The following is a 21191-nucleotide window of genomic DNA, read 5'->3' on the forward strand; positions in this document are numbered from 1 at the left end:
CTTCATCACCCTCCTATTCCGAGCATAATCGTTTCAAGTGAGGCTTGAAGCGGTGCGCTAAGAACGCTTGGATACACTCCGATTAACACAATCAAACCCGTTAGGACAACGACTGGTACCCATTCGATGCCCTTCACATCGGTAACTCCATCAAAGTCACGATGTGATTTTCCGTACGTAATCCCAAGAACTGCACGTAGCAAGTACGCAGCTGTCATGATAATACCGATCGTACCGACCGCCGCAATCCACGGCATTTCTTTGAATAAACCGAAGAACGCCATAAATTCACTCACGAATCCGCTCATTCCCGGCAAACCAAGTGACGCCAAAGCGCCAGCTAGCAAGAAGCCTGAAGCAATCGGCATCCCCTTCGCCATTCCGCCAAGGTTTTCCAGCAGCGAGGTATCGGTGCGCTCATAGAAAGCACCAACAAGGAAGAATAATAAAGCTGAAATCAACCCGTGGGAAACCACTTGGAAAATCGCTCCTTGAATCCCTGCTTCATTCATTGCCGCTAAGCCGATTAACACGATTCCCATGTGAGAAATCGATGAGTAAGCCAAAACCATTTTAAAATCTGTTTGAATGAACGCTAGGAAGGCTCCGTAGAGGAGATTAATCACTCCTAGGATGGCCAGCACTACTGACAGTGTTTCAAACTGTTCCGGAAAAATACCGAGTCCAAAGCGAATTAAACCGTACGCACCAATCTTCAATAGAATACCAGAGTGAATCATCACGATGGATGGCGGTGCCTGTACGTGAACCTTCAGCATCCAGCTGTGTAACGGGAAAATTGGTAACTTGACTCCAAAAGCGACGATCAGAGCAATCAGTAAACCAAGCTTTAATTCCCCAGACATTGGGAAGCTCGGATCATTTATGATCCTTTGCAGGAAGTCAATATTGGTTGTTCCTGTTTTCGAAAATAGAATCATAATCACGATTAATAGAACCGCCGAGCCGAGACCGTTAAAAATCAAGAAGCTGTAAGCTGCCTTTTCTTTTTCAAAATAGCCCCATTTTCCGATTAAGAAGAAGGTCGGAATTAAGGTAATTTCAAAAAAGACGAAGAACAGAATTAAGTTCTCAGCTGTAAATACACCGAGCATTCCTATTTCTAGCAGCAGGAAAAGCATGAAGTAGCCTTTCCATTCTTTTTTAATATAAATAGAAGCTAGAGCTGCTAAGGTTGCCACGATTGCTGTAAGAACAACCAATAGCATCGAAAAACCGCTGAGTCCCAGTTCATAGTTAACCGAAAAAATGCCATCACCAGCACCGTTCATACCGCGGAATTGAATCCACGGGACGGAAACGTCAAAGTCGTTTAGGTCCTTGCCCCATTGGTAATGAAAATAGGTGCCGAGCGCCACAAGTAACGCAGGCAGCGTCGCTAGGACGCCAACAATTTTAAGCAATTTTTCCTTATTTGCAGGCATGAAAGCTAAGACCACAATCCCTAGCAACGGGGAGAATACTAGGACGGAAAGAACGAAAGATAGATTCATTGTAAGTACCCCCCTGTTAACGCAAAGATGAGAGTGAGTAATGCCAAGCCGATAAAGGCAACCGCACCGTAAGTCTGAGTCTGTCCGTTTTGGAGCTGGGAGCCCGTTGCTCCAAGTGCCTGAACAATTCCTGCCACTGCTTTAACGATTCCTCCGACAAGGAATACATCGATGAAGCGCAAGAAATAACTGATGCCCTTCGTCACAGCAACGACTGTAAACTGGTAGAACTCATCTACATAGTATTTGTTGTAAAGAATGGTATGGAGCGTGTCGCCTGTGCCAGAAAGCCAGTTTCTTGCAAGCGAACGCTTGTAATAGATTAGGTAAGCAAGGAAGATGCCCAGTAAAGAAACCGCCGTTGCTGCAATCATAATCCAAATTGGTCCTTCAATATGACCATGTCCTAACGCTTCATTTCCATCAACGAGCCAATCGCCAAGGAAAGAACCGAACCATGGCGTGTTCACATAACCTGAGATGACCGCTAAAACGCCAAGGACAATCATCGGGAACGTCATGTTTGTTGGTGACTCGTGAACATTTTTCATCGGTGTGCGGGATTCCCCGGTAAACACCATGAAGAACAAGCGGAACATATAAAAAGCTGTCATAAAGGCTGCAATTAATGCAAGCAAGAAAAGAAACGGATGCCCGCCTTCCCAGGCTGCAACTAAAATTTCATCCTTACTAAAAAATCCTGAGAACAACGGGACGCCACTGATAGCAAGCGTTCCGATTAAGAATAATGGACCGGTAAAGGTTAATTTTTTCCAAAGTCCGCCCATTTCTTCGATATTCTGTGTATGGACCGCATGAATAACACTACCGGCAGCTAAGAATAGCAGCGCTTTGAAGAAGGCGTGTGTCATTAAGTGGAACACACCGGCAACATATCCTGCTGAACCTAGAGCCAGCATCATGTAGCCAAGCTGTGAGACCGTTGAGTACGCTAATACTCGTTTAATATCTGTTTGCACAAGGCCGATACTCGCTGCAAAGATGGCTGTAAACGCACCAATGATGGCTATGGTTAACAGTGCGGTATCGCTTGCTGCGAATAGCGGGAACATGGATGCAACAAGGTAGACCCCGGCGGCAACCATTGTCGCTGCGTGGATTAATGCCGACACTGGTGTCGGACCTTCCATCGCATCCGGAAGCCATGTATGTAGCGGGAACTGACCTGATTTACCCACCGCACCAATAAAGATTAAGATCGCTGTTAAGGTAATCATCCCTGGTGAGATGGCTCCAGCCTCAATGGCTTGGAAGATCTCACTGTATTCAAAGCTCTTTGTTTCCCAAAATAATAAAATCATGCCGATAAATAAGCCAACATCACCGATACGGGTCATGATGAACGCCTTTTTCGCAGCAGCCTTCGCTTCATTTTTGTTAAAGTAGAAACCAATTAACAAGAAGGAACCGGCTCCGACAAGCTCCCAGAAAATATAGGTTTGCAGGAGGTTTGGCGAAATCACAAGGCCCAGCATCGCAAACGTAAATAATCCTAAATAGGCATAGAATACTGGTATACGCTTGTCGCCATGCATATAACCCTTCGAATAGGTATGTACAAGAAAGCTGACAAGCGAGACAATCACTAGCATCAATGCATTCAATTGATTTACTTCAAATCCCGCTGTTAATTGAATATCTCCAATCGTAAGCCAATCTGTTGACGTCTTAAATGAAGGTTTAGAAAACCGCTCAAACAACACCAACAACGAAAAAATGAGAGAAGCCAGCGTGAGGAGAATCCCCACATAAGCACTCGCTTCCTTCAATCGCTTGCCAAACAAAAGAAGAATCAAAAACGACAACAGCGGAAATAGCGGTATGATCCATGCATTCTCCATCATTATCACTATCCCCTTTTTCTAGGTGCTAAAGACACCACTCGTGGACAAATCCACTATTTGTCCATCTGGGGCGGACACTCGCAATTTTTCATAAAATGTGTCCGTCCTGGGTGGACCGTGTGTTTTGTGGTGCTAAAGTCACCAAAGGTTTTAAAAAAAATTAGTTTTTCATTGTGTTCATTTCGTCGATGTTGACGGTTTTCTTTGTACGGTAAAGGGCCATTAGGATTGCCAGGCCTACTGCGGCTTCGGCTGCAGCGACGCTGATTGTGAACAGCGCAAAGATTTGCCCGGTAATCGATGGTGCCATTCCGTATTTGCTAAAGGTAACAAGATTAATATTGACTGCGTTTAGCATTAATTCAATCGAGATTAAGACGATGACGGTGTTTCTTTTGGTCAGCGCACCATATAATCCGATGCAAAATAAAATTAGTGCGAGTGCCAGAAAGGCTGAAGCTGGAACTGAACTCATTCCTTATCCGCCCCCTTATTGTCTTTTTTGGCAAGAACAATCGCTCCAACCAGTGATACTAGCAATAACACAGACGTCAATTCAAAAGGGATTACCCATTTAGAGAACAAGGCTTCACCGATTTTCATGGTATTGTCCACATGCAGGTCAGTCGCCACTTGTGGGATGTTGAAGTCGTAAATACCAATGTAAAGCGCCATGGCAAACCCAACGATTCCTAAGAACACGAGAATCTTTCTCCACTTACCTGTACTAGGTTCGTCCGCGTCATCGTGCCTCGTTAACATGATTCCAAATAACATAATAATCGTAATCGAACCACCATAGATTAACACCTGCACGCCTGCTACAAACTCGGCAGACAGCAGCACGAAAACTCCGGCGATACTAATGAATGTGAAGATTAGGGCAACCACCATATGCACGACTTTGGTGAGATTTAATAGCAGCACGCCGCCGATAATCGCCACGAGTGCAAGGCCCATAAAAGCGAAAAATTCGCCGGTAATTGTCATGGCTTATTCACCTGCCGTTTATTTTCATCATTTTCATCCAAGTACTCAAGGTTCTTAAATAACATGTCACGGCTATATTCCGCGAGCTCAAAGTTATTTGTCATGATAATCGCTTCCGTTGGGCAAACCTCCGTACACAGGTCACAAAGGATACAAATCTCAAAATTGATGTCGTACGTATCAATAATTTTCCCCTTTTTTGCTGGATCGGGATGCTTTTTCCCGGTTAATTGAATACAATCGGTCGGACATATTGCCGAGCATTGATTACAGACAATACACTTTTCCGGGTAAAATTTCTGAATCCCGCGGAACCGATCTGGCAACGGAAGCGGCTCATCTGGATATTTATAAGTGACTTTTTCTTTTGTTAGGTTTTTTAGGGTATATTTCAAGCCTTTTGCTAATCCAAGCACGTTTTTCACCCCTTTTACATTATAAAAATTCTAGCTTAAACACAACTTTTTAGAAAAATATCGTTTTGACGATAGCGGTTAGGAAGATGTTTGCTAGTGCTACTGGTAGCAGAACTTTCCAACCAAATTCCATGAGTTTGTCGACGCGGAAACGCGGGAAGGTACTGCGCATCCATAGGTAGACAAAGACGACAACGCTAAATTTAAGTGCAAACCACACGGCACCCGGGATAAATCCAAGAATGTCCAGTGGCGGTAACCATCCACCTAGGAAAACGACTGTAATCAGTGCTGCCATTGCAAATAGGTATACATACTCAGCAAGCATGAAGAAGGCCCAGCGGAATCCGGTATACTCAACGTGGTAGCCAGCAACTAGTTCATTTTCTGATTCTGGAAGGTCAAACGGTGTCCGGTTTAATTCGGCAGTCGATGCGATGAAAAAGACAACAAAGGCAATCGGCTGTAGGACGATAAACCAAACATTTTCCTGTTGCTCAACGATATCATTTAAATTTAGACTTCCTGTTAATAGGATGACCCCTAAAACAGACAAAACCAGCGGGATTTCATATGAAATCATCTGTGCCGCGGCACGCATGCCTCCAAGAAGAGCGTACTTGTTATTTGATGCCCAGCCGCCAAGGAGCATTCCAAAGACGGTGAGACCTGAGATGGCAATATAATAGAGCAAGCCAATATTGATATCAGCAAATTGGAACTTGTCAGTAAACGGAATCGCTGCCAGCACCATGAATGATGGTGCAAAGGCAATCATAGGCGCAAGAATGAATAATGGTCTGTCTGCTGCCTTAGGAATAATATCCTCCTTTAATAGAAGCTTTAGAACATCGGCAACGGTTTGTAATAGACCCCATTTTCCCCCTACCTGGTTTGGACCATGGCGGAGCTGGATGTAACCCATTACCTTCCGTTCTGCTAATATTGCATAGGTAACGAAGCCAAGTACAACTAAAAGCAAGACAGCACTTAGTAAAAAGAAAATTCCAAAGTTAGCCCAGCCTGGACTCGAGTGGAGCAGTTCCTCTACCATTAGCCGTCCACCTCCCCAAGGACAATATCAATTGCCCCTAAAATAGCAATCATGTTTGCGATATTTTCACCTATTAATAGTTTCGGGAGAATTTGTAGGTTATAGAAGGAAGGCCTTCTAAACTTTAAGCGATACGGTTCTTTTTTGCCATCGCTCGAAATATAACAGCCAATTTCTCCACGCGGTGACTCGATTCTAACAAAAGCCTCTCCTTTTGGTGCCTTAATGATTTTCGGAACTTTAGCAAGGATTGGTCCTTCTTGTGGGAATTGTGCCACTGCTTGTTCAAGGATTTTAAGAGATTCTTCGATTTCTTCCAAACGCAGATGGTAGCGTGCCAGTGCATCGCCGGTATCTTTGGTAGGGACATTGAATTCAAAGCGGTCGTATACAGAATAGGGCTCATCTTTACGCAGATCCCATTTGACGCCTGTACAGCGAAGGTTTGGGCCGCTGAGCGAATATTGAATCGCCTCTTCCTTAGTATACTTGCCGACACCTTTTACCCGGTTAAGGAAAATTTCATTTCCAGAGACGAGCTGGTGGTAGCCTACCATTTGTTCGCGCATGTAAGGAACAAATTGTCCTACTTTTTCAATCCAGCCTTCTGGTGCATCCCACTTCACTCCTCCAACACGCATATAGTTGAAGGTTAAGCGCGCACCTGATAATTCATTTAACATATTAATAATCATTTCACGATCACGGAAGGCATAGATGAACGGGCTGGTTGCACCAAGGTCTAGCACGTAAGTTCCCCAGGCTACAAGGTGGCTGGCCACTCGTCCCAGTTCCATGGCAATCACGCGTAGGAAATCAGCACGTTCCGGCACTTCGATGCCCATCATCGTTTCGACAGCATGACAAAGGACATAGTTGTTGGTCATCGCTGACAAATAGTCCATCCGGTCTGTATAAGGAATAATCTGAGTATATTGCAGGTTTTCAGCAATTTTCTCCGTACCGCGGTGCAAGTAACCGATGACTGGCTTTGCATCGGTGATGATTTCACCATCAATTTTTACAACAAGTCGGAAAACTCCGTGCGTACTAGGATGCTGAGGTCCGACGTTTAGCATCATTTCTTCTGTTCGTATCATGAGCTACACCTCCACATCATACGGCTCATAGTCTTTTCTAAGTGGATAGCCAACCCAATCTTCTCCAAGTAATATCCGGTGCAAGTTTGGATGTCCAGTAAACTTAATCCCTAGTAAGTCATATGCTTCACATTCAGGCCAGTTGGCCCCAGCCCAAAGCGGCTCCAAACTCTCAATAATTGGTTCATCGCGGTCAATCTTCACCTTTAGGGCAACCGATTGGCGATTTTTATATGAGAATAAGTGAACATAAACTTCCATATGCGTCTGAAAATCAGTCCCGTGCAGCTCTGACAAATAGTCAAATCCTAGGAGCTCATTGTATTTTAAAAATTGAGCAACCTTAAAATATGTATCACGTTTTGCCACAATTGTCGGAACATCTTTGGATAGTTTATTAATATAAGAATCTTCTAAAACATCAGAACCCAAGTGGTCCTCGATGACTTTTCTGTACTTATCTAAGAAAGGCTGGTTCACGGATGGCGCTGATGGCGTTTCATCAACAGGTGCTGCCGTGCCACCTGCTGCTTTCGCTTTGGCTGCCGCTGCCGCTTTGGCTTTTGCCTTCGCTGCTGCAATCGCCTTCGCCTTTTCATCATCACCTACTGGCGCCTCGCTGCCGACTGCTTTTGCCTTCATTTTCGCCGCTGCCGCTGCTTTTGCTTTCGCTACGGCTGCTGCCTTTTTCTTCGCTAAATCATCAACGTCATCACCCGCTGAAGTTTCTTCGACCGGCTCATCGCCCATTGCTTTACGTTTCGCTGCTGCTGCCGCTTTCGCTTTTGCTACGGCTGCTGCCTTTTTCTTTGCTAAATCATCAACGTCATCACCCGCACCAGACTCAGTTTCTGTAACTGGCGCAACCGGTTCAGTTTCCTGGGCTGGCTCCATGCCCATTGCTTTACGTTTTGCCGCTGCTGCTGCTTTCGCTTTTGCTACGGCTGCTGCCTTTTTCTTTGCTAAATCATCGGCTGGTTCCTTAACTGGAGCATCAGCCTGCTTATCTTTTGCAAAAGCTGCTGCTCTTGCCTTCGCAGCCGCCTCGGCTTTCTGCTTCGCTAAATCTCCACCATCACTAACCGGAGTTGACGCTCCCTCGGCCATGGCTTTACGCTTGGCTGCCGCCGCTGCTTTCGCCTTTGCTACCGCTTCCTTCTTTAATTGTTCGAGATCCTTTTCCCCGCTCATCGGTTAGATCACCTTCTTCCCAGTCTTCGCCTCATAGCGAATCTTTTCCTTTAACTTATTAATTCCATAAATTAAAGCTGCCGGGTTCGGAGGGCATCCTGGAATGTAAACATCTACAGGTACGATTTGATCGACACCCTTTACTACAGAATATGAATTAACATATGGCCCGCCTGCTGTTGCACAAGAACCCATCGCAATAACCCATTTCGGCTCTGGCATTTGATCGTATAATCTACGTAAAATCGGCGCCATTTTCTTCGTAACTGTCCCAGAAACAATCATACAATCTGACTGTCTTGGAGACGTACGGAAAAATGAACCAAACCGGTCAAGGTCATAGTTGGCACCACCAACACCCATCATCTCAATCGCACAACACGCCAGACCAAATGTCATCGGATAGAGCGAACTACTGCGCGCCCAAGCCTTAATTTGTTCCAGTGTTGTCATAAATACATTTCTCTGTAACTCTTCTAATTCTTGAGGTGATATATTTTCCAGTTTTAATTCCATTGTAGCACCTTCTTTTTCCAAGCATAGACTAAGCCAATTAATAGCATAAACACAAAAATCAACATCTCAATTAATGCAAACGCACCTAAGTTATCAAAGGCTACGGCCCACGGATATAAAAACACCGTCTCTACATCAAAAATAACGAACATTAGGGCAAAAATATAATAGCGGACATTGAACTGTACACGAGAATCGTGAAACGGATCAATACCGCTTTCATATGTGGTATACTTCGCGACACTTGGTTTATCTGGACGCAAAAGTTTACCTAAATATAAGGCCACAATGGGCAGTAAAACCCCGAGACATAAGAACACAAAAACTATCAGATAATTATTCTGATATAAATTCAATAGTTCCATGTCATCCCCTCCAATGTTGTAAATTTTCATACAAATGAAACTTGTAACCGATAACATTATAGCATTGTTACAAACCTGTGTCGATAAACCAAACTTTTAAAATTGGAAATTCTCTCGCCGCAAAACTCTGGAATTCAAGGCGTTTGAGAGCTAGCTCGCAAAAACGACTTGAATTCCAGAGTTTTGCAAGCTTTTGCGATAGCAAAAGCGCAAGTTGCGTTAGCAACTGGCGATAGAATTTCCAATTTCACCAAAGCATGTGATACCGACACAAGGTCCCCCTCCCCCTGAGCATTTGCGTAATCTCGAAGAGATGAAGCAAAGCGAATTGTGAAAGAAGTGTTTTGTGGGCACGTGATCTGAAGCGTAGCGGAAGATGACGTGCCTAGATTGAGGCTCGCAAGAACCGACGACATCAACCCCTATTTAACAACAAGTCTAGACAATCCGCTGTGAGAATTGTCATAAAAAAGACACCAAATCTCCATTTCTTGTACAAAATCTATATACAACTTAATATTCTCATAGATACAAAAATCCCACTCCGTCCCTCAATATTACATTCATATTCCAATGACCATAATTCATTCTCCTTTTACCTCTTCTCCTATCAAACACACCTAGATTCCATCTTCCAAACCCACTCTTATCCCTACATCAAACACCAAAGGCCAGTCGCAAGACTGGCACAACTCACTTTTCCCCTCTCGGTTAAGCTCCAAACGCACTTAATAATTACCACATAATCATAATTCCATTTTTATTTTCCACTTTGGTGGATTTATTTGCCACTTCTCTACTTTTATTTGCCACTCTCCCTAATCCATCTTCCAAACCCACTCTTATCCCTACATCAAACACCAAAGGCCAGTCGCAAGACTGGCAAAACTCACTTTTCCCCTCTCGATTAAGCTCCAAACGCACTTAATAATTACCACATAATCATAATTCCATTTTTATTTGCCACTTTAGACGATTTATTTTCCACTTCTCTACTTTTATTTGCCACTTTCCCATTTTATTTGCCACTCTGGTCGATTTATTTGCCACTTGCCACTTCTCTACTTTTACTATCCACTTCGAACCAAGTCCTTTCTATCTAAAAAAAACCAAACAAAAAACCCCCTACATTTAGGGGGTTTAAAAGTTACATTCTTCCTTTTGATACCGCAAGGCGGTTAATGGCACGCTGTAAGGCAAGCTGAGAACGACGGAAATCGATATTCTCTAGATGCTGCTCTTTCAGGCGCTGCTCGGCACGTTCTTTTGCTCTTTGTGCACGCTCCACATCAATATCACTCGATTTTTCTGCCGCTTGGGCTAGAATTGTTACTTGGTCCGGACGGACTTCAACGAAACCACCGCTTACCGCGACTAACTCCGTTTGACCTTCCTTCTTTAGGCGTACAACCCCAATTGCAAGCGGAGCAACCATCGGAATATGACCAGGTAAAATACCTAATTCACCACTTTGAGCCTTTGTACTTACCATTTCCACATCTGATTCATACACCGGGCCATCGGGAGTAACAACACTGACTTTTATCGTCTTCATTTTTTACCCTCCTGGTCGGTTTTAGGACTCTACACCCATACGATTTGCTTTCTCAACTACGTCTTCAATACGTCCAACGAGACGGAATGCATCTTCTGGAAGGTGGTCATGCTTACCTTCAAGGACTTCTTTGAAACCTTTAACCGTTTCTTTTACAGGAACATAAGATCCTGGCTGGCCAGTGAACTGTTCTGCCACGTGGAAGTTTTGTGATAAGAAGTTCTGAACACGGCGTGCACGAAGCACAATCAGCTTATCATCATCACCAAGTTCATCCATACCAAGGATTGCGATGATATCCTGCAATTCACGGTAACGCTGTAATGTTTGTTGTACTTGGCGTGCTACTTCATAGTGTTCCTCACCAACGATGTCAGGTGACAAGGCACGAGACGTCGAAGCAAGCGGATCCACCGCTGGGTAAATACCCATCTCAGAAAGCTTACGCTCAAGGTTTGTTGTTGCATCTAAGTGAGCGAATGTCGTAGCTGGAGCCGGATCCGTATAGTCATCGGCTGGTACGTAAATCGCTTGGATTGAAGTAACAGAACCTACGTTAGTAGATGTGATACGTTCTTGTAATTTACCCATCTCAGTAGCAAGCGTTGGCTGGTAACCTACAGCAGAAGGCATACGGCCTAATAGCGCAGAAACCTCAGAACCTGCTTGCGTGAAACGGAAGATGTTATCCATGAAGAAAAGAACATCCTGTCCTTGCTCATCACGGAAATATTCAGCCATTGTCAAACCAGTCAAAGCAACACGCATACGTGCGCCTGGCGGCTCGTTCATCTGTCCGAATACCATCGCAGTTTGCTTAATAACGCCTGAATCCGTCATCTCATGATAAAGGTCATTACCTTCACGCGTACGCTCACCAACACCAGCGAATACAGAAATACCGCTGTGCTCTTGCGCGATGTTATTGATTAATTCCTGGATTAAAACAGTTTTACCTACACCGGCACCGCCGAAGAGACCGATTTTTCCACCCTTAATATATGGTGCAAGAAGGTCTACTACTTTAATACCCGTTTCAAGAATTTCAACCTCTGTAGAAAGCTCTTCAAAAGTTGGAGCTTCACGGTGAATGGAATCACGGCGTGCACTCGCTGGAACATCTTCTATAAGGTCAATTGCTTCACCCAATACGTTAAATACACGGCCAAGCGTTACATCACCAACCGGAACAGAAATCGGAGCACCAGTATCAGTAACCTCCAACCCACGCATTAAACCATCTGTGGTAGACATTGCAATCGCACGAACTGAATCATCACCTAAATGAAGGGCTACTTCAAGAGTCAAGTTGATGTCAACTTCTGATTGATTACGCGCTTTATACTCAACCTTTAATGCATTATAGATCTCAGGGAGCTGACCATTTTCGAACTTAACGTCAACAACCGGACCCATAACCTGAAGAACGCGTCCTTTGTTCATCATTTTCCCTCCTTACGAACTCATTCCCAAGACTCTTTTTGAAAAAGGAACCTTGTGAAATACACTCTACTTTTATCCGTCTTAAATGGAGTCGGGAACGACTGAATCATTCCCTAAGCCAAAATCATATCAAAATTATTCTAACGCTGACGCACCGCCGACGATTTCGGTAATTTCCTGTGTAATCGCTGCTTGACGGGCACGGTTGTATGTTAATGTATAAGAATTGATTAGTTCTTTCGCATTATCTGTTGCGTTTCTCATCGCAGACATCCGGGCAGCATGCTCACTGGCTTTGCTGTCAAGAAGTGCCCCAAATATTAAGCTCTCAGCATACTGAGGCAGGAGAACTTCTAAAATTTCCTCTGGCGTTGGCTCAAATTCGTAAGCAGTAAGCTTTGAAGTCGTTGTAATGTCCGTTAGCGGCAACAGCTTCTTCTCGGTTACATCTTGAGAAATCGCACTTATATAATGGCTGTAATAGATATACAATTCATCGAAGGTTCCGTCCTCAAACATACCTACGGTGCTGCTGGTCAAGGCTTTAATGCTTTCAAAACTTGGCTGATCTGAGACCCCGACGATTTCGAGAGCTACATTCATGCCGCGCTTAACAAAAAAGTCCCGTGCCACTCTTCCGATAGCAATAATTGCGAACTCATCATTCGATTTATGACGGCTTTGGATTGTTTGCAGCACCTTACGCAAGACGTTACTGTTAAATGCGCCAGCAAGTCCGCGGTCAGATGTCATAACAATATAACCAGTTTTTTTAATCTGACGAGCTTGAAGCATTGGATGGATCATCCCTTTACTGCCAAGTGCAATCGCAGCAGTCACTTCCTGGATTTTTTCCATGTAAGGAACAAACGCTTTCGCATTTACTACTCCACGGTTCCATTTAGCGGCAGAAGTCATCTCCATTGCCTTTGTAATCTGACTCGTCTTTTTCGTCGAGTTTATACGTTGTTTTATATCGCGTAATGAAGCCATAGGTTCTCACCACCCTCATTCAAAGAATGTTTGGGTTCGAATAAAGGTTGGGTTAAGGGTAACAGGCACTGAAATGGAGCGTGCCAGTCACCCTTAACCGTTCCTTCATCCCATCCCATTTTCAATTGTCAGACCCTACTTATTCGGAAACCGCGAACGTCTTTTTGAAGGCGTTGATCGCAGAAGCCATATCGTCATCTGAAGGAAGGTCCTTCGTTGTTTTAATATGGTCTAACAAGTCTTTGCGATTGTGGTCTAACCAATTATGGTATTCTGATTCGAAACGGCGGATATCTGATAAAGGAATATCGTCAAGGAATCCGCGTGTTAATGCGTAAAGAATAGTTACTTGTTTTTCAACAGCAAGCGGTCTGTTAAGGTCCTGTTTAAGAACCTCAACCGTACGTGCACCACGGTTAAGCTTTGCTTGTGTTGCTTTATCAAGGTCAGAACCGAACTGAGCAAATGCTTCTAATTCACGGTATGACGCAAGGTCAAGACGTAATGTACCAGATACCTTCTTCATCGCCTTGATTTGTGCGGATCCTCCTACACGTGATACGGAAAGACCTGCGTTGATCGCTGGGCGAACACCGGAGAAGAAAAGGTCAGATTGCAAGAATATTTGTCCATCCGTGATGGAGATAACGTTTGTTGGAATATAAGCAGAAACGTCACCCGCTTGTGTTTCAATGAAAGGCAATGCTGTAATTGAACCTGCACCAAGGGCATCGCTCAATTTAGAAGCACGCTCTAATAAACGGCTGTGTAGATAGAATACATCCCCTGGATATGCTTCACGACCTGGAGGACGGCGAAGCAGCAAGGAAAGTTCACGGTAAGCTGCAGCTTGCTTAGACAAGTCATCATATACAACCAAAACGTGTTTGCCGGCATACATAAATTCTTCTGCCATTGCAACGCCCGCATATGGTGCTAAGTATAGCAATGGAGCTGGCTGTGATGCTGACGCTGTTACAACGATTGAGTACTCTAGCGCGCCATGCTTACGAAGAGTTTCAACGGCACCACGAACCGTTGATTCTTTTTGACCGATTGCAACATAGATACAAATCATATCTTGACCCTTTTGGTTCAAGATTGTATCGATCGCAACAGATGTTTTACCTGTTTGACGGTCACCGATAATTAGTTCACGTTGTCCGCGGCCGATTGGCACAAGCGCATCAATCGCTTTAATACCAGTTTGAAGCGGCTCATGAACGGATTTACGAGACATAACGCCTGGAGCTACTGCTTCAATTGGGCGAGTTTTTGTCGTACTGATTGGACCCATTCCATCAACTGGTTGTCCTAAAGAGTTAACAACACGACCAATTAGTTCCTCACCAACCGGAACCTCCATGATGCGTCCTGTACGGCGAACCTCGTCACCTTCTTTAATTGCAGTGAAAGGTCCAAGGATGATAATACCAACGTTATTGGCTTCAAGGTTTAGAGCCATACCCATAACGCCGTTTGAAAATTCAACAAGTTCTCCGGCCATGACATTGTCGAGGCCATGAACACGCGCGATACCGTCACCGATTGAGATAACTGTACCGACATCACTCACTTGAATTTCAGCCTGATAGTTTTCAATTTGCTTTTTAATCAGGGCACTAATTTCTTCAGCTTTGATGCTCATGCGTTTACCCCCTATCTACGAATCTTAGCTTAACAATTTACGTTCTAAACGGTTTAGCTTGCCGCGCAAGCTTCCATCATATATACGATTTCCGATACGGAGCTTGATGCCGCCGAGTAATTCGGAATCTACGATATTTTCAATTCTAAGTGATTTTTTGCCAACCTTCGCTGCAAAGGTTGCGGAAAGAACTTCACGCTCTGCTTCTGTAAGCTCACGCGTGCTGAAAACCTGCGCTTCAGCAATGCCCGCTTCGTCGTTTGCCAGTTCAAAGAATTGGTTTGCCACTTCAATGATTTCATTTTCGCGGTGGCGATCGATTAAGATCAATAGTGTATTGAGCACATATACATTTAAAGATGCAAAAGCGGCTTTTAAAATCTCTTTTTTCTTATCCATTGTAAGCTTTGAAGAGTCTAACACTGCTTTTAAATCCATATTGTATTGCATAACTTCCTTCACTACACGCAGTTCTTCTCCCACTACTCCAAGAAGTTGTTGTTCTTTTGCAATTCGAAAAAGAGCCAACGCGTAGCGTTTAGCTACCATGGAGTTGCTCATCGCTCTTCTCCTGCCTCTTGAATATAATCGGTAATCAGTTTATCTTGGTCTGCTGCATTCAATTCTTTTTCAATTACTTTAGAGGCAATTAATACAGACAAGGATGCAACTTGTTCACGAATAGCGGTAACCGCTTTTTCTTTTTCTTGCTTGATTTCTAATTTCGCATTTTCTTTCATGCGCTCAGCTTCTGAACGGGCAACAACGATTATTTCTTCACGCTGTAACTCGCCTTGCTTTTTCGCATTTTCAATTAAGCCTTGCGCTTCAGTACGCGCTTCTTTTAAAAGAGATCTTTGCTCTTCTAATAGCTTCTTAGCTTCTAAACGGCTATTTTCTGCCGCAGTAATTTCATTAGACACATGCTTTTCACGTTCATCCATAATGCCCATTAAAGGACCCCATGCGAACTTCTTAAGTAATGCTAACAAAACGATAAATATAAATAGTTGGAAGAGAATATCTCCCCAGTTAATACCAGTATGTGCTGTTGCTGCACCTAATACAAAACTGCTTGTTAACACCCGCGATTCACTCCCTTCAAGAGTCGTTCCCAAAAAACAACATATATCATTCGGTTAATTTGTCGAAAATGGAGTGTTTATGTCTAAAAAACGACATAAACGAATGGCGAAGGTTCTCACGAATGATCTTCGCCATCTATAAACGTCAAATGCGTTTGATTATTGACCTTGTACCATGAACGCGATAACAACCGCGATGATTGGAATCGCCTCAACTAACGCAACCCCGATGAACATTGTAGTTTGAAGCATACCGCGAGCTTCTGGTTGACGAGCGATACCCTCTACAGTTTTTGATACGATAAGACCGTTACCAATACCAGCACCTAGTGCTGCGAAACCAATTGCGATTGCTGCTGCTATAAGACCCATTTGAAAATTTCCTCCTTTAAATGTATGAATAAATTCTTAGATTTTTTTGTCCAATAAATGAACGGGTATATCTTAATGGTCCTGACTCACTTTGTGACTCAAATAGACCATTGTTAACATTGTGAAAATGTACGCTTGGATCGCGCCGACAAAGATTGAGAAACCTTCCCATGCCATCATTGGGATAATGGCGGCAATTGTTCCACCAACACCAGTTGCCATACCACCAGCGATTAAGGCTAATAAAATCTCACCTGCATAAATGTTCCCGTATAGACGGAGACCTAACGTCAGAGCATTTGCAAACTCTTCAATGATTTTAATTGGCAGCATAAACGAGAACGGTTTAAGGAACTCTTTCATGTATGCGCCAGTTCCCTTCGCTTTGACACCATAATATTGTGATAAAACCACTATTAATGTTGCCAATGTCAATGTCACAGCAGGATCAGCCGTTGGTGATTTCCACCAAAGCACGCCATCTACGACGATTGAAAAAGGAAGTCCCAACATATTGGAGACAAAAATATAGAGAAGGATCGTAATTCCAAGAACATGGAATCTTCCTCCATCTTTCCAATCCATCGTACTGTTTATAATGTTTTTAACAAAATCCATGATCCATTCCATAAAGTTTTGCATACCGGATGGTTTCATGGCCAGTCTTCGAGTAGATAGGAAGGCTATCAAAAAGACAATCACACTTGCAATCGTAATCATCAAAATGTTCGCCAGGTTAAATTGGAGCCCAAGAAATGTAACTATTGGAGCTTCGTGATGCAACAGTATTCACCTCGCTTCCCCGCTATTTGTCTAAGTATAGTTTGTGCATGAAAAAATCTATCATAATGACGATGTAGGATGTCATTAATCCTATAACTACACTAATGAGGTGAAAATAATCAGGATACCTCATTGTAATGACGACGGCTAGTGCCCCGGTTGCCAATCTGGAGAATGATCCAAGAGATGGAATTTTTCCTCCCTGTTCGGCTGCTTGACCTAACTTGTCGATTTTTCGAGACATTAACCACAAATTAAAGAGGCTCAAACTTGTCCCAAGAATCAACCCTAAAAAGATTGATTGATAAGCAGTGAACCCCCAACCAAGCACATAAAAAGACAATAAAAAAAACATCCATTTTCGCTGTCTTGTAAACATCTGTTTGAATTCTGGCATGGTTGGTTAATCTCCTGAAAAGAAATGGCGAATTGACACAGACATCGTATAAATACCCGCAGCTAATCCAATGAACAATCCGATAATTAAAAATAGTGGTTCCGTGTCCCACTGTTTATCCAGCCATCTTCCGCCAAATATGCCGATTAGAATCGATCCAACCAACTGGGAAAGAATAGCAGACATCAGGGCCATTGCTTGATATGGGTTGCGGTTGTCTTTACGCATTTTTATCGCATCCTCACCATTAGAGAATGACAAACTTTAATCGAGGCTTATGTACAAAAAGAAGATGTGTAAAAATTCAGAGAATCCTGTCGAAACCTATGAAAACCCTATCATTCTACAACCTTTTTTAGCATACAATAGCAAATAGTCAATGTCAATGGATTTACGTGAATTATACCACAAACCAAAACTCTATAATAATAATAAGTTTGCATTATTCTGTCAGAGCTTTCTTTTACAAAAATTGGAGGCATCAGCCCCCAACTTTTCTTCTGTTATTTCTTTTTCTCTTCAATAGTAATCATCGTTTCAATGAAGTCTTCCTTCCCAGCCTTTTTTGCAAACACCTTTACAAGGTAGATTCCAGGCTCAGGGAGGTGTTCAGCTGAAACTTCCTTTGTCAGCATACCTTTTTTTACATTCCAATTTGTATCGATAAACCCGACAAACCGATAATCATCGGGATGAAACAAGGCAATTCCAAATTCCTCTGCCCCTCCAGGTAAATAGACCTCATAACGGTAAATACCAGGCTTATCGCCATCCTTAAAATCAAAGCCCATCACCCGCGGGTAATTCGGTTCCTCTAGCACATATATATAAGGAAGATGAATGGTATCTTTCCCAGCCACTATGTTCACATAGCCATCATGAATCTTACCCTTCAGGAGCTTTGGGTCGACCTGTAGTTCAATTGTTAAATCACGGGATTGCCCTGGTTCAAGGGAAAAGGACAGCGGCAGGCGCCAGTGAAGACCATCTGTCTGTTTTGGAATCTCAAAGGAATAACTGATTCTTTCATCACTAACATTCTCTACCTGCAGGTAGGCCTTGTGACTATCCTCTGAATCACCATATTTACCAAACTTAAGCGAACTGGGGATAGCGAGCGAACGGGCCTTCACCGCTTCGTCCACTTGAATTCTTCCTGCTCCCTGCTCAAACGTCCTGTAAAGCTCTGAATCCTTTTTCAGTAACGGCTTAGCCGTATTCATAAGCGACGCCTTAATTTGCTCAGGCGTCCACTCCGGATGGGCTTGCTTAATTAATGCACAGGCCCCAGCCACATGTGGCGCGGCCATGCTCGTCCCCTGCAGTGACAAATAACCGCCCGGAATCGTCGAATTAATGGCTACACCCGGGGCAACAATATCAGGCTTTACCTCCCAGGTATCTGTCACCGGACCTCTTGAGCTGAAATCTGCAAGCCGGTCCTTTTCTTCTGCAACCGAAACTCTGACAGAGAGGCTCCCTTTCTTTTTTAATCGTTCTCCCTCACGCTTAGTTAGTGAACCCACCGGGATGGGCAAGGGTGAGTCAAGATTCCCGATAAAACCCCCGCTTAAATTATTATAAATAAGGACCGCTTTTGCTCCAGCCTCGAGCGCATTTTGGGCTTTTTCCGTAAAGGTCAATTCTCCCCTTTTTAAAAGTACCATCTTTCCCGCTGCATTTATTAATTCCGCCCTTGTTCCAAGGCCGCCATCCACTATCGTCAGCGAGCGGTCAAGCGTCCACTTTTTCGAGCCCTCGAGCGGTTGAATTCGAATTTTTCCTCTGCTTTCTTCTATTAATAAATAAGGAATTTCCATTGTCGGTGTTGAGGCCCCGACGGAAATAGCATCAGAGGCGGTGCCTGGCGATCCGACCGTCCATTGGTTCGGTCCCGAATTACCGGAAGCCGCAATTGCAACAATCCCCTTTGCAGCCGCGCTATTAAGTGCCAGGCTGATCGGCAGGTCAGGTCCATTAACATCATTGCCAAGCGAAAGGTTCATAATATCGACTTTATCCTTGATTGCCTGTTCAATCGCCGCGATGACTTGTTCCGTTGTTCCGCCACCTCCAGGTCCGAGGGCACGATAAGCAAGAATTTTCGCCTCGGGGGCAACGCCTTTAATTTTTCCATTGGCGGCAATAATCCCAGCCACATGTGTGCCATGAACTGTTGCCTGCCCCTGTGTGAGTGTTTCCATCGGATCATCGTCACTATCCACCAGATCCTGGCCGCCGCCATAGTTCCTTCGGAGATCGGGATGATTATAATCGACGCCGGTATCAATGACACCTACGGTAATCCCCTCTCCCGTCAGCCGGTGATTGTCTTTATCAAAAAAACTTCGGACCAGGTCTCCGCCAATCATTTTGACGCCTTCCTCCGTTTGTACTTCATATTTCGTCACCGGTGAAACATTGATAACTTGTTTATGCCTCTGCGCAAGCTGATTAAGGGATTCTGGATTTCCTTCAACAGAAAAACCATAAATCGCCTCTTGAAAAACCCGACGCAGCTTGATGTCCTTGTAGGGTTTAAGAAGCTGGCTGATTTCCTTTGCTGTTTTTGGAGTATCGAGCACAACAATCGCAATCCGTTCCTTTGGAATCGGTGGGGGCGTTAATGTCCGTGCTGTGGCTATGTTTTGGAAGGATAGAAGTATGGTGATTAGTAAAACAAGCAGCTTTTTCATCTGTAAAATTCCCCTTTTTTACTATCGTTTTCATCGTGTGGGGAAAGTATGCAGAGGTTATATCTGGTTCCGCGTTTTGAACCCGTGTTAGGGAGTTTCAAGGCGAGAAGTAAATTCTTTGCTTTACTCGTGGCTTCAATTTGTAAAACTTGAGCAAATTGCTTTCTTGTTATTGTCTGATTGATGAGGAGAAAATAATCATCTACAGTCTGAAAATGAGCTGTTTTTGAAATGAAGTTACAATAGGAACAGTGCCAATTTGCCGAAAAATATTTCATCGGGAAACTTTTACAGTTGGAACATTGAACACCAGGGATCAATTCAGATTGGGAAATTTGGTATTTTTGAAGGATATCTGGAATGGTAATTTTATGCTCTTTAAGAAGAGTATCAGATAATTGGAGCAACCTTTTTTGGCTGATTCGAGGCTTTTGATATTTCATTCCTAATTCCCTTATTTTATCTAGTAGGGATTCTGCATAAATTAACTGTTGGAATATTTGATGATTGTCAGGGGTCGTTTCAACTATTGTAGTGGTTTTGCTAATCATCACCAATGACTCGACTGGCAACCCTTTCAGTTGCCTTTTATTTAACCAATTCATATATTGAATTTGCTGCCTTTTAACCTGTTGAATGGGATTAGGCATTCCTTCTTCATTATTATCAAACTCTTTAACAACCAAATTAGAGCCTTTTTTGAAAATCAGTTTACCCGAGATGTTTTTCACTTCAATAATCAAAGCAAATGAAGTTGAGATCAACAGTAAATCCATCTGGAAATAATTTGTATCCTTGAGACGCAAGCCATGAAATATTAAGTACTTCTCTTCTGGCAAAAATGATAGATAGTAATCAGCATCTTTTTCTCCGTAGTAACCCTTTAGCCACGCTCCCAGATCTTTTTTAATAATAGGACGCTTTGGATGATTCATTGGCAACCTTCGTAATAATGCCATACACTGTAATGCCTGAATGGGTAGCCTAACCTCCAACTTTATCATTAAATCACCTCTTCATTTTGATTTCAGTGGTAAATTCGATATCGTTTAGTTATTTCCTGCAAAAATATTATGTAGATATTGTGAATTTAGCAGTGCCCATGAATATTCAATGAGTTTAGGGTGGAGGCTTGTGTTTATCGAGGGATTTCCTGCAATAACATTGGAATAATCCTGGGTTTTGTGAGTGGCTTCGAGGATTTTGTG

Annotated in this window: 23 protein-coding genes; all 23 read right to left on the minus strand. The window is 43.4% G+C overall.

Translation table 11 applies throughout. The features are described 5' to 3' along the window. Positions 1–5: 5 nt before the first annotated feature. The 23 genes from NSS81_RS11160 to NSS81_RS11270 all read right to left on the minus strand — a co-directional run bounded on the left by NSS81_RS11160 (position 6) and on the right by NSS81_RS11270 (position 20918). Positions 6–1514, minus strand: a complete 1509-nt coding sequence (locus NSS81_RS11160; RefSeq protein ID WP_342433570.1) for an NADH-quinone oxidoreductase subunit M — start codon at positions 1512–1514, stop codon at positions 6–8. Further along, entirely contained in the window at positions 1511–3379 is a 1869-nt protein-coding gene (gene nuoL / locus NSS81_RS11165; RefSeq protein WP_342433571.1) for an NADH-quinone oxidoreductase subunit L, read from the minus strand. The genes NSS81_RS11160 and nuoL overlap by 4 nt, the downstream gene beginning before the upstream one ends. Positions 3380–3539: 160 nt before the next feature. Then, positions 3540–3854 (minus strand): NADH-quinone oxidoreductase subunit NuoK, encoded by a 315-nt coding sequence (nuoK, locus tag NSS81_RS11170; RefSeq protein WP_342433572.1) that lies wholly within the window; start codon positions 3852–3854, stop codon positions 3540–3542. Continuing rightward, positions 3851–4369: an NADH-quinone oxidoreductase subunit J gene (locus tag NSS81_RS11175; RefSeq protein ID WP_342433573.1), complete on the minus strand. Its 519-nt coding sequence runs from the start codon at positions 4367–4369 to the stop codon at positions 3851–3853. Before NSS81_RS11175 ends, nuoK begins: the two co-directional genes overlap by 4 nt. Continuing rightward, positions 4366–4785 (minus strand): NADH-quinone oxidoreductase subunit NuoI, encoded by a 420-nt coding sequence (gene nuoI, locus NSS81_RS11180; protein ID WP_342433574.1) that lies wholly within the window; start codon positions 4783–4785, stop codon positions 4366–4368. The genes NSS81_RS11175 and nuoI overlap by 4 nt, the downstream gene beginning before the upstream one ends. A 49-nt stretch (positions 4786–4834) precedes the next feature. Beyond that, a complete protein-coding gene (nuoH, locus tag NSS81_RS11185) occupies positions 4835–5839 on the minus strand; it encodes an NADH-quinone oxidoreductase subunit NuoH (protein ID WP_342433575.1) in 1005 nt (334 codons plus the stop codon). Beyond that, entirely contained in the window at positions 5839–6939 is a 1101-nt protein-coding gene (locus tag NSS81_RS11190) for an NADH-quinone oxidoreductase subunit D (RefSeq protein ID WP_342433576.1), read from the minus strand. Before NSS81_RS11190 ends, nuoH begins: the two co-directional genes overlap by 1 nt. A 3-nt stretch (positions 6940–6942) precedes the next feature. Continuing rightward, complete coding sequence (locus NSS81_RS11195; protein ID WP_342433577.1) at positions 6943–8130, minus strand: NADH-quinone oxidoreductase subunit C; 1188 nt, start codon at positions 8128–8130, stop codon at positions 6943–6945. A gap of 3 nt (positions 8131–8133) precedes the next feature. Then, entirely contained in the window at positions 8134–8646 is a 513-nt protein-coding gene (locus tag NSS81_RS11200; RefSeq protein ID WP_342433578.1) for an NADH-quinone oxidoreductase subunit B family protein, read from the minus strand. Next, positions 8637–9011, minus strand: coding sequence for an NADH-quinone oxidoreductase subunit A (locus tag NSS81_RS11205; RefSeq protein WP_342433579.1), 375 nt, complete (start codon positions 9009–9011; stop codon positions 8637–8639). The genes NSS81_RS11200 and NSS81_RS11205 overlap by 10 nt, the downstream gene beginning before the upstream one ends. Before the next feature lie 735 nt (positions 9012–9746). Continuing rightward, entirely contained in the window at positions 9747–9875 is a 129-nt protein-coding gene (locus NSS81_RS11210; protein WP_342433580.1) for a hypothetical protein, read from the minus strand. 283 nt (positions 9876–10158) lie between these two features. Continuing rightward, the gene (locus NSS81_RS11215) at positions 10159–10566 is read right to left on the minus strand and encodes a F0F1 ATP synthase subunit epsilon (protein WP_342433581.1); all 408 of its coding nucleotides are present in this window, start codon (positions 10564–10566) and stop codon (positions 10159–10161) included. 21 nt (positions 10567–10587) lie between these two features. Further along, the gene (gene atpD, locus NSS81_RS11220) at positions 10588–12009 is read right to left on the minus strand and encodes a F0F1 ATP synthase subunit beta (protein WP_342433997.1); all 1422 of its coding nucleotides are present in this window, start codon (positions 12007–12009) and stop codon (positions 10588–10590) included. A gap of 135 nt (positions 12010–12144) precedes the next feature. After that, positions 12145–13002, minus strand: coding sequence for an ATP synthase F1 subunit gamma (gene atpG, locus NSS81_RS11225; RefSeq protein ID WP_342433582.1), 858 nt, complete (start codon positions 13000–13002; stop codon positions 12145–12147). Positions 13003–13141: 139 nt separating this feature from the next. Next, the gene (atpA, locus tag NSS81_RS11230) at positions 13142–14650 is read right to left on the minus strand and encodes a F0F1 ATP synthase subunit alpha (RefSeq protein WP_342433583.1); all 1509 of its coding nucleotides are present in this window, start codon (positions 14648–14650) and stop codon (positions 13142–13144) included. Positions 14651–14674: 24 nt separating this feature from the next. Beyond that, positions 14675–15211 carry a F0F1 ATP synthase subunit delta gene (locus NSS81_RS11235; protein ID WP_342433584.1) on the minus strand — a complete coding sequence of 179 codons (537 nt, stop codon included), beginning with the start codon at positions 15209–15211 and terminating at the stop codon, positions 14675–14677. Then, a complete protein-coding gene (locus NSS81_RS11240) occupies positions 15208–15735 on the minus strand; it encodes a F0F1 ATP synthase subunit B (RefSeq protein WP_342433585.1) in 528 nt (175 codons plus the stop codon). The genes NSS81_RS11235 and NSS81_RS11240 overlap by 4 nt, the downstream gene beginning before the upstream one ends. Positions 15736–15894: 159 nt before the next feature. Beyond that, positions 15895–16107: a F0F1 ATP synthase subunit C gene (atpE, locus tag NSS81_RS11245; RefSeq protein ID WP_335415344.1), complete on the minus strand. Its 213-nt coding sequence runs from the start codon at positions 16105–16107 to the stop codon at positions 15895–15897. A 72-nt stretch (positions 16108–16179) separates the two neighbouring features. Continuing rightward, positions 16180–16890, minus strand: a complete 711-nt coding sequence (gene atpB, locus NSS81_RS11250) for a F0F1 ATP synthase subunit A (protein WP_342433586.1) — start codon at positions 16888–16890, stop codon at positions 16180–16182. A gap of 22 nt (positions 16891–16912) precedes the next feature. Next, positions 16913–17287: an ATP synthase subunit I gene (locus NSS81_RS11255; protein WP_342433587.1), complete on the minus strand. Its 375-nt coding sequence runs from the start codon at positions 17285–17287 to the stop codon at positions 16913–16915. Between the two features lie 6 nt (positions 17288–17293). Then, positions 17294–17515, minus strand: coding sequence for an AtpZ/AtpI family protein (locus NSS81_RS11260; RefSeq protein ID WP_342433588.1), 222 nt, complete (start codon positions 17513–17515; stop codon positions 17294–17296). Positions 17516–17790: 275 nt separating this feature from the next. Then, positions 17791–19983, minus strand: a complete 2193-nt coding sequence (locus NSS81_RS11265) for a S8 family serine peptidase (RefSeq protein ID WP_342433589.1) — start codon at positions 19981–19983, stop codon at positions 17791–17793. Beyond that, complete coding sequence (locus NSS81_RS11270) at positions 19980–20918, minus strand: nuclease-related domain-containing protein (RefSeq protein ID WP_342433590.1); 939 nt, start codon at positions 20916–20918, stop codon at positions 19980–19982. Before NSS81_RS11270 ends, NSS81_RS11265 begins: the two co-directional genes overlap by 4 nt. Between the last annotated feature and the right edge of the window lie 273 nt (positions 20919–21191).

It is taken from the genome of Neobacillus sp. FSL H8-0543, assembly GCF_038592905.1.
In the GTDB taxonomy this organism is placed as follows: domain Bacteria; phylum Bacillota; class Bacilli; order Bacillales; family Cytobacillaceae; genus Neobacillus.

What these genes read in the sequence shown, in the direction of transcription:
- NSS81_RS11160 (WP_342433570.1), bottom strand. Translation starts at nt 1,514, where the DNA reads ATGAATCTATCTTTCGTTCTTTCCGTCCTAGTATTCTCCCCGTTGCTA.
- nuoL (WP_342433571.1), bottom strand. Translation starts at nt 3,379, where the DNA reads ATGATGGAGAATGCATGGATCATACCGCTATTTCCGCTGTTGTCGTTT.
- nuoK (WP_342433572.1), bottom strand. Translation starts at nt 3,854, where the DNA reads ATGAGTTCAGTTCCAGCTTCAGCCTTTCTGGCACTCGCACTAATTTTA.
- NSS81_RS11175 (WP_342433573.1), bottom strand. Translation starts at nt 4,369, where the DNA reads ATGACAATTACCGGCGAATTTTTCGCTTTTATGGGCCTTGCACTCGTG.
- nuoH (WP_342433575.1), bottom strand. Translation starts at nt 5,839, where the DNA reads ATGGTAGAGGAACTGCTCCACTCGAGTCCAGGCTGGGCTAACTTTGGA.
- NSS81_RS11190 (WP_342433576.1), bottom strand. Translation starts at nt 6,939, where the DNA reads ATGATACGAACAGAAGAAATGATGCTAAACGTCGGACCTCAGCATCCT.
- NSS81_RS11195 (WP_342433577.1), bottom strand. Translation starts at nt 8,130, where the DNA reads ATGAGCGGGGAAAAGGATCTCGAACAATTAAAGAAGGAAGCGGTAGCA.
- NSS81_RS11200 (WP_342433578.1), bottom strand. Translation starts at nt 8,646, where the DNA reads ATGGAATTAAAACTGGAAAATATATCACCTCAAGAATTAGAAGAGTTA.
- NSS81_RS11205 (WP_342433579.1), bottom strand. Translation starts at nt 9,011, where the DNA reads ATGGAACTATTGAATTTATATCAGAATAATTATCTGATAGTTTTTGTG.
- NSS81_RS11215 (WP_342433581.1), bottom strand. Translation starts at nt 10,566, where the DNA reads ATGAAGACGATAAAAGTCAGTGTTGTTACTCCCGATGGCCCGGTGTAT.
- atpD (WP_342433997.1), bottom strand. Translation starts at nt 12,009, where the DNA reads ATGAACAAAGGACGCGTTCTTCAGGTTATGGGTCCGGTTGTTGACGTT.
- atpG (WP_342433582.1), bottom strand. Translation starts at nt 13,002, where the DNA reads ATGGCTTCATTACGCGATATAAAACAACGTATAAACTCGACGAAAAAG.
- atpA (WP_342433583.1), bottom strand. Translation starts at nt 14,650, where the DNA reads ATGAGCATCAAAGCTGAAGAAATTAGTGCCCTGATTAAAAAGCAAATT.
- NSS81_RS11235 (WP_342433584.1), bottom strand. Translation starts at nt 15,211, where the DNA reads ATGAGCAACTCCATGGTAGCTAAACGCTACGCGTTGGCTCTTTTTCGA.
- atpE (WP_335415344.1), bottom strand. Translation starts at nt 16,107, where the DNA reads ATGGGTCTTATAGCAGCAGCAATCGCAATTGGTTTCGCAGCACTAGGT.
- NSS81_RS11255 (WP_342433587.1), bottom strand. Translation starts at nt 17,287, where the DNA reads ATGCCAGAATTCAAACAGATGTTTACAAGACAGCGAAAATGGATGTTT.
- NSS81_RS11260 (WP_342433588.1), bottom strand. Translation starts at nt 17,515, where the DNA reads ATGCGTAAAGACAACCGCAACCCATATCAAGCAATGGCCCTGATGTCT.
- NSS81_RS11265 (WP_342433589.1), bottom strand. Translation starts at nt 19,983, where the DNA reads ATGAAAAAGCTGCTTGTTTTACTAATCACCATACTTCTATCCTTCCAA.
- NSS81_RS11270 (WP_342433590.1), bottom strand. Translation starts at nt 20,918, where the DNA reads ATGAATCATCCAAAGCGTCCTATTATTAAAAAAGATCTGGGAGCGTGG.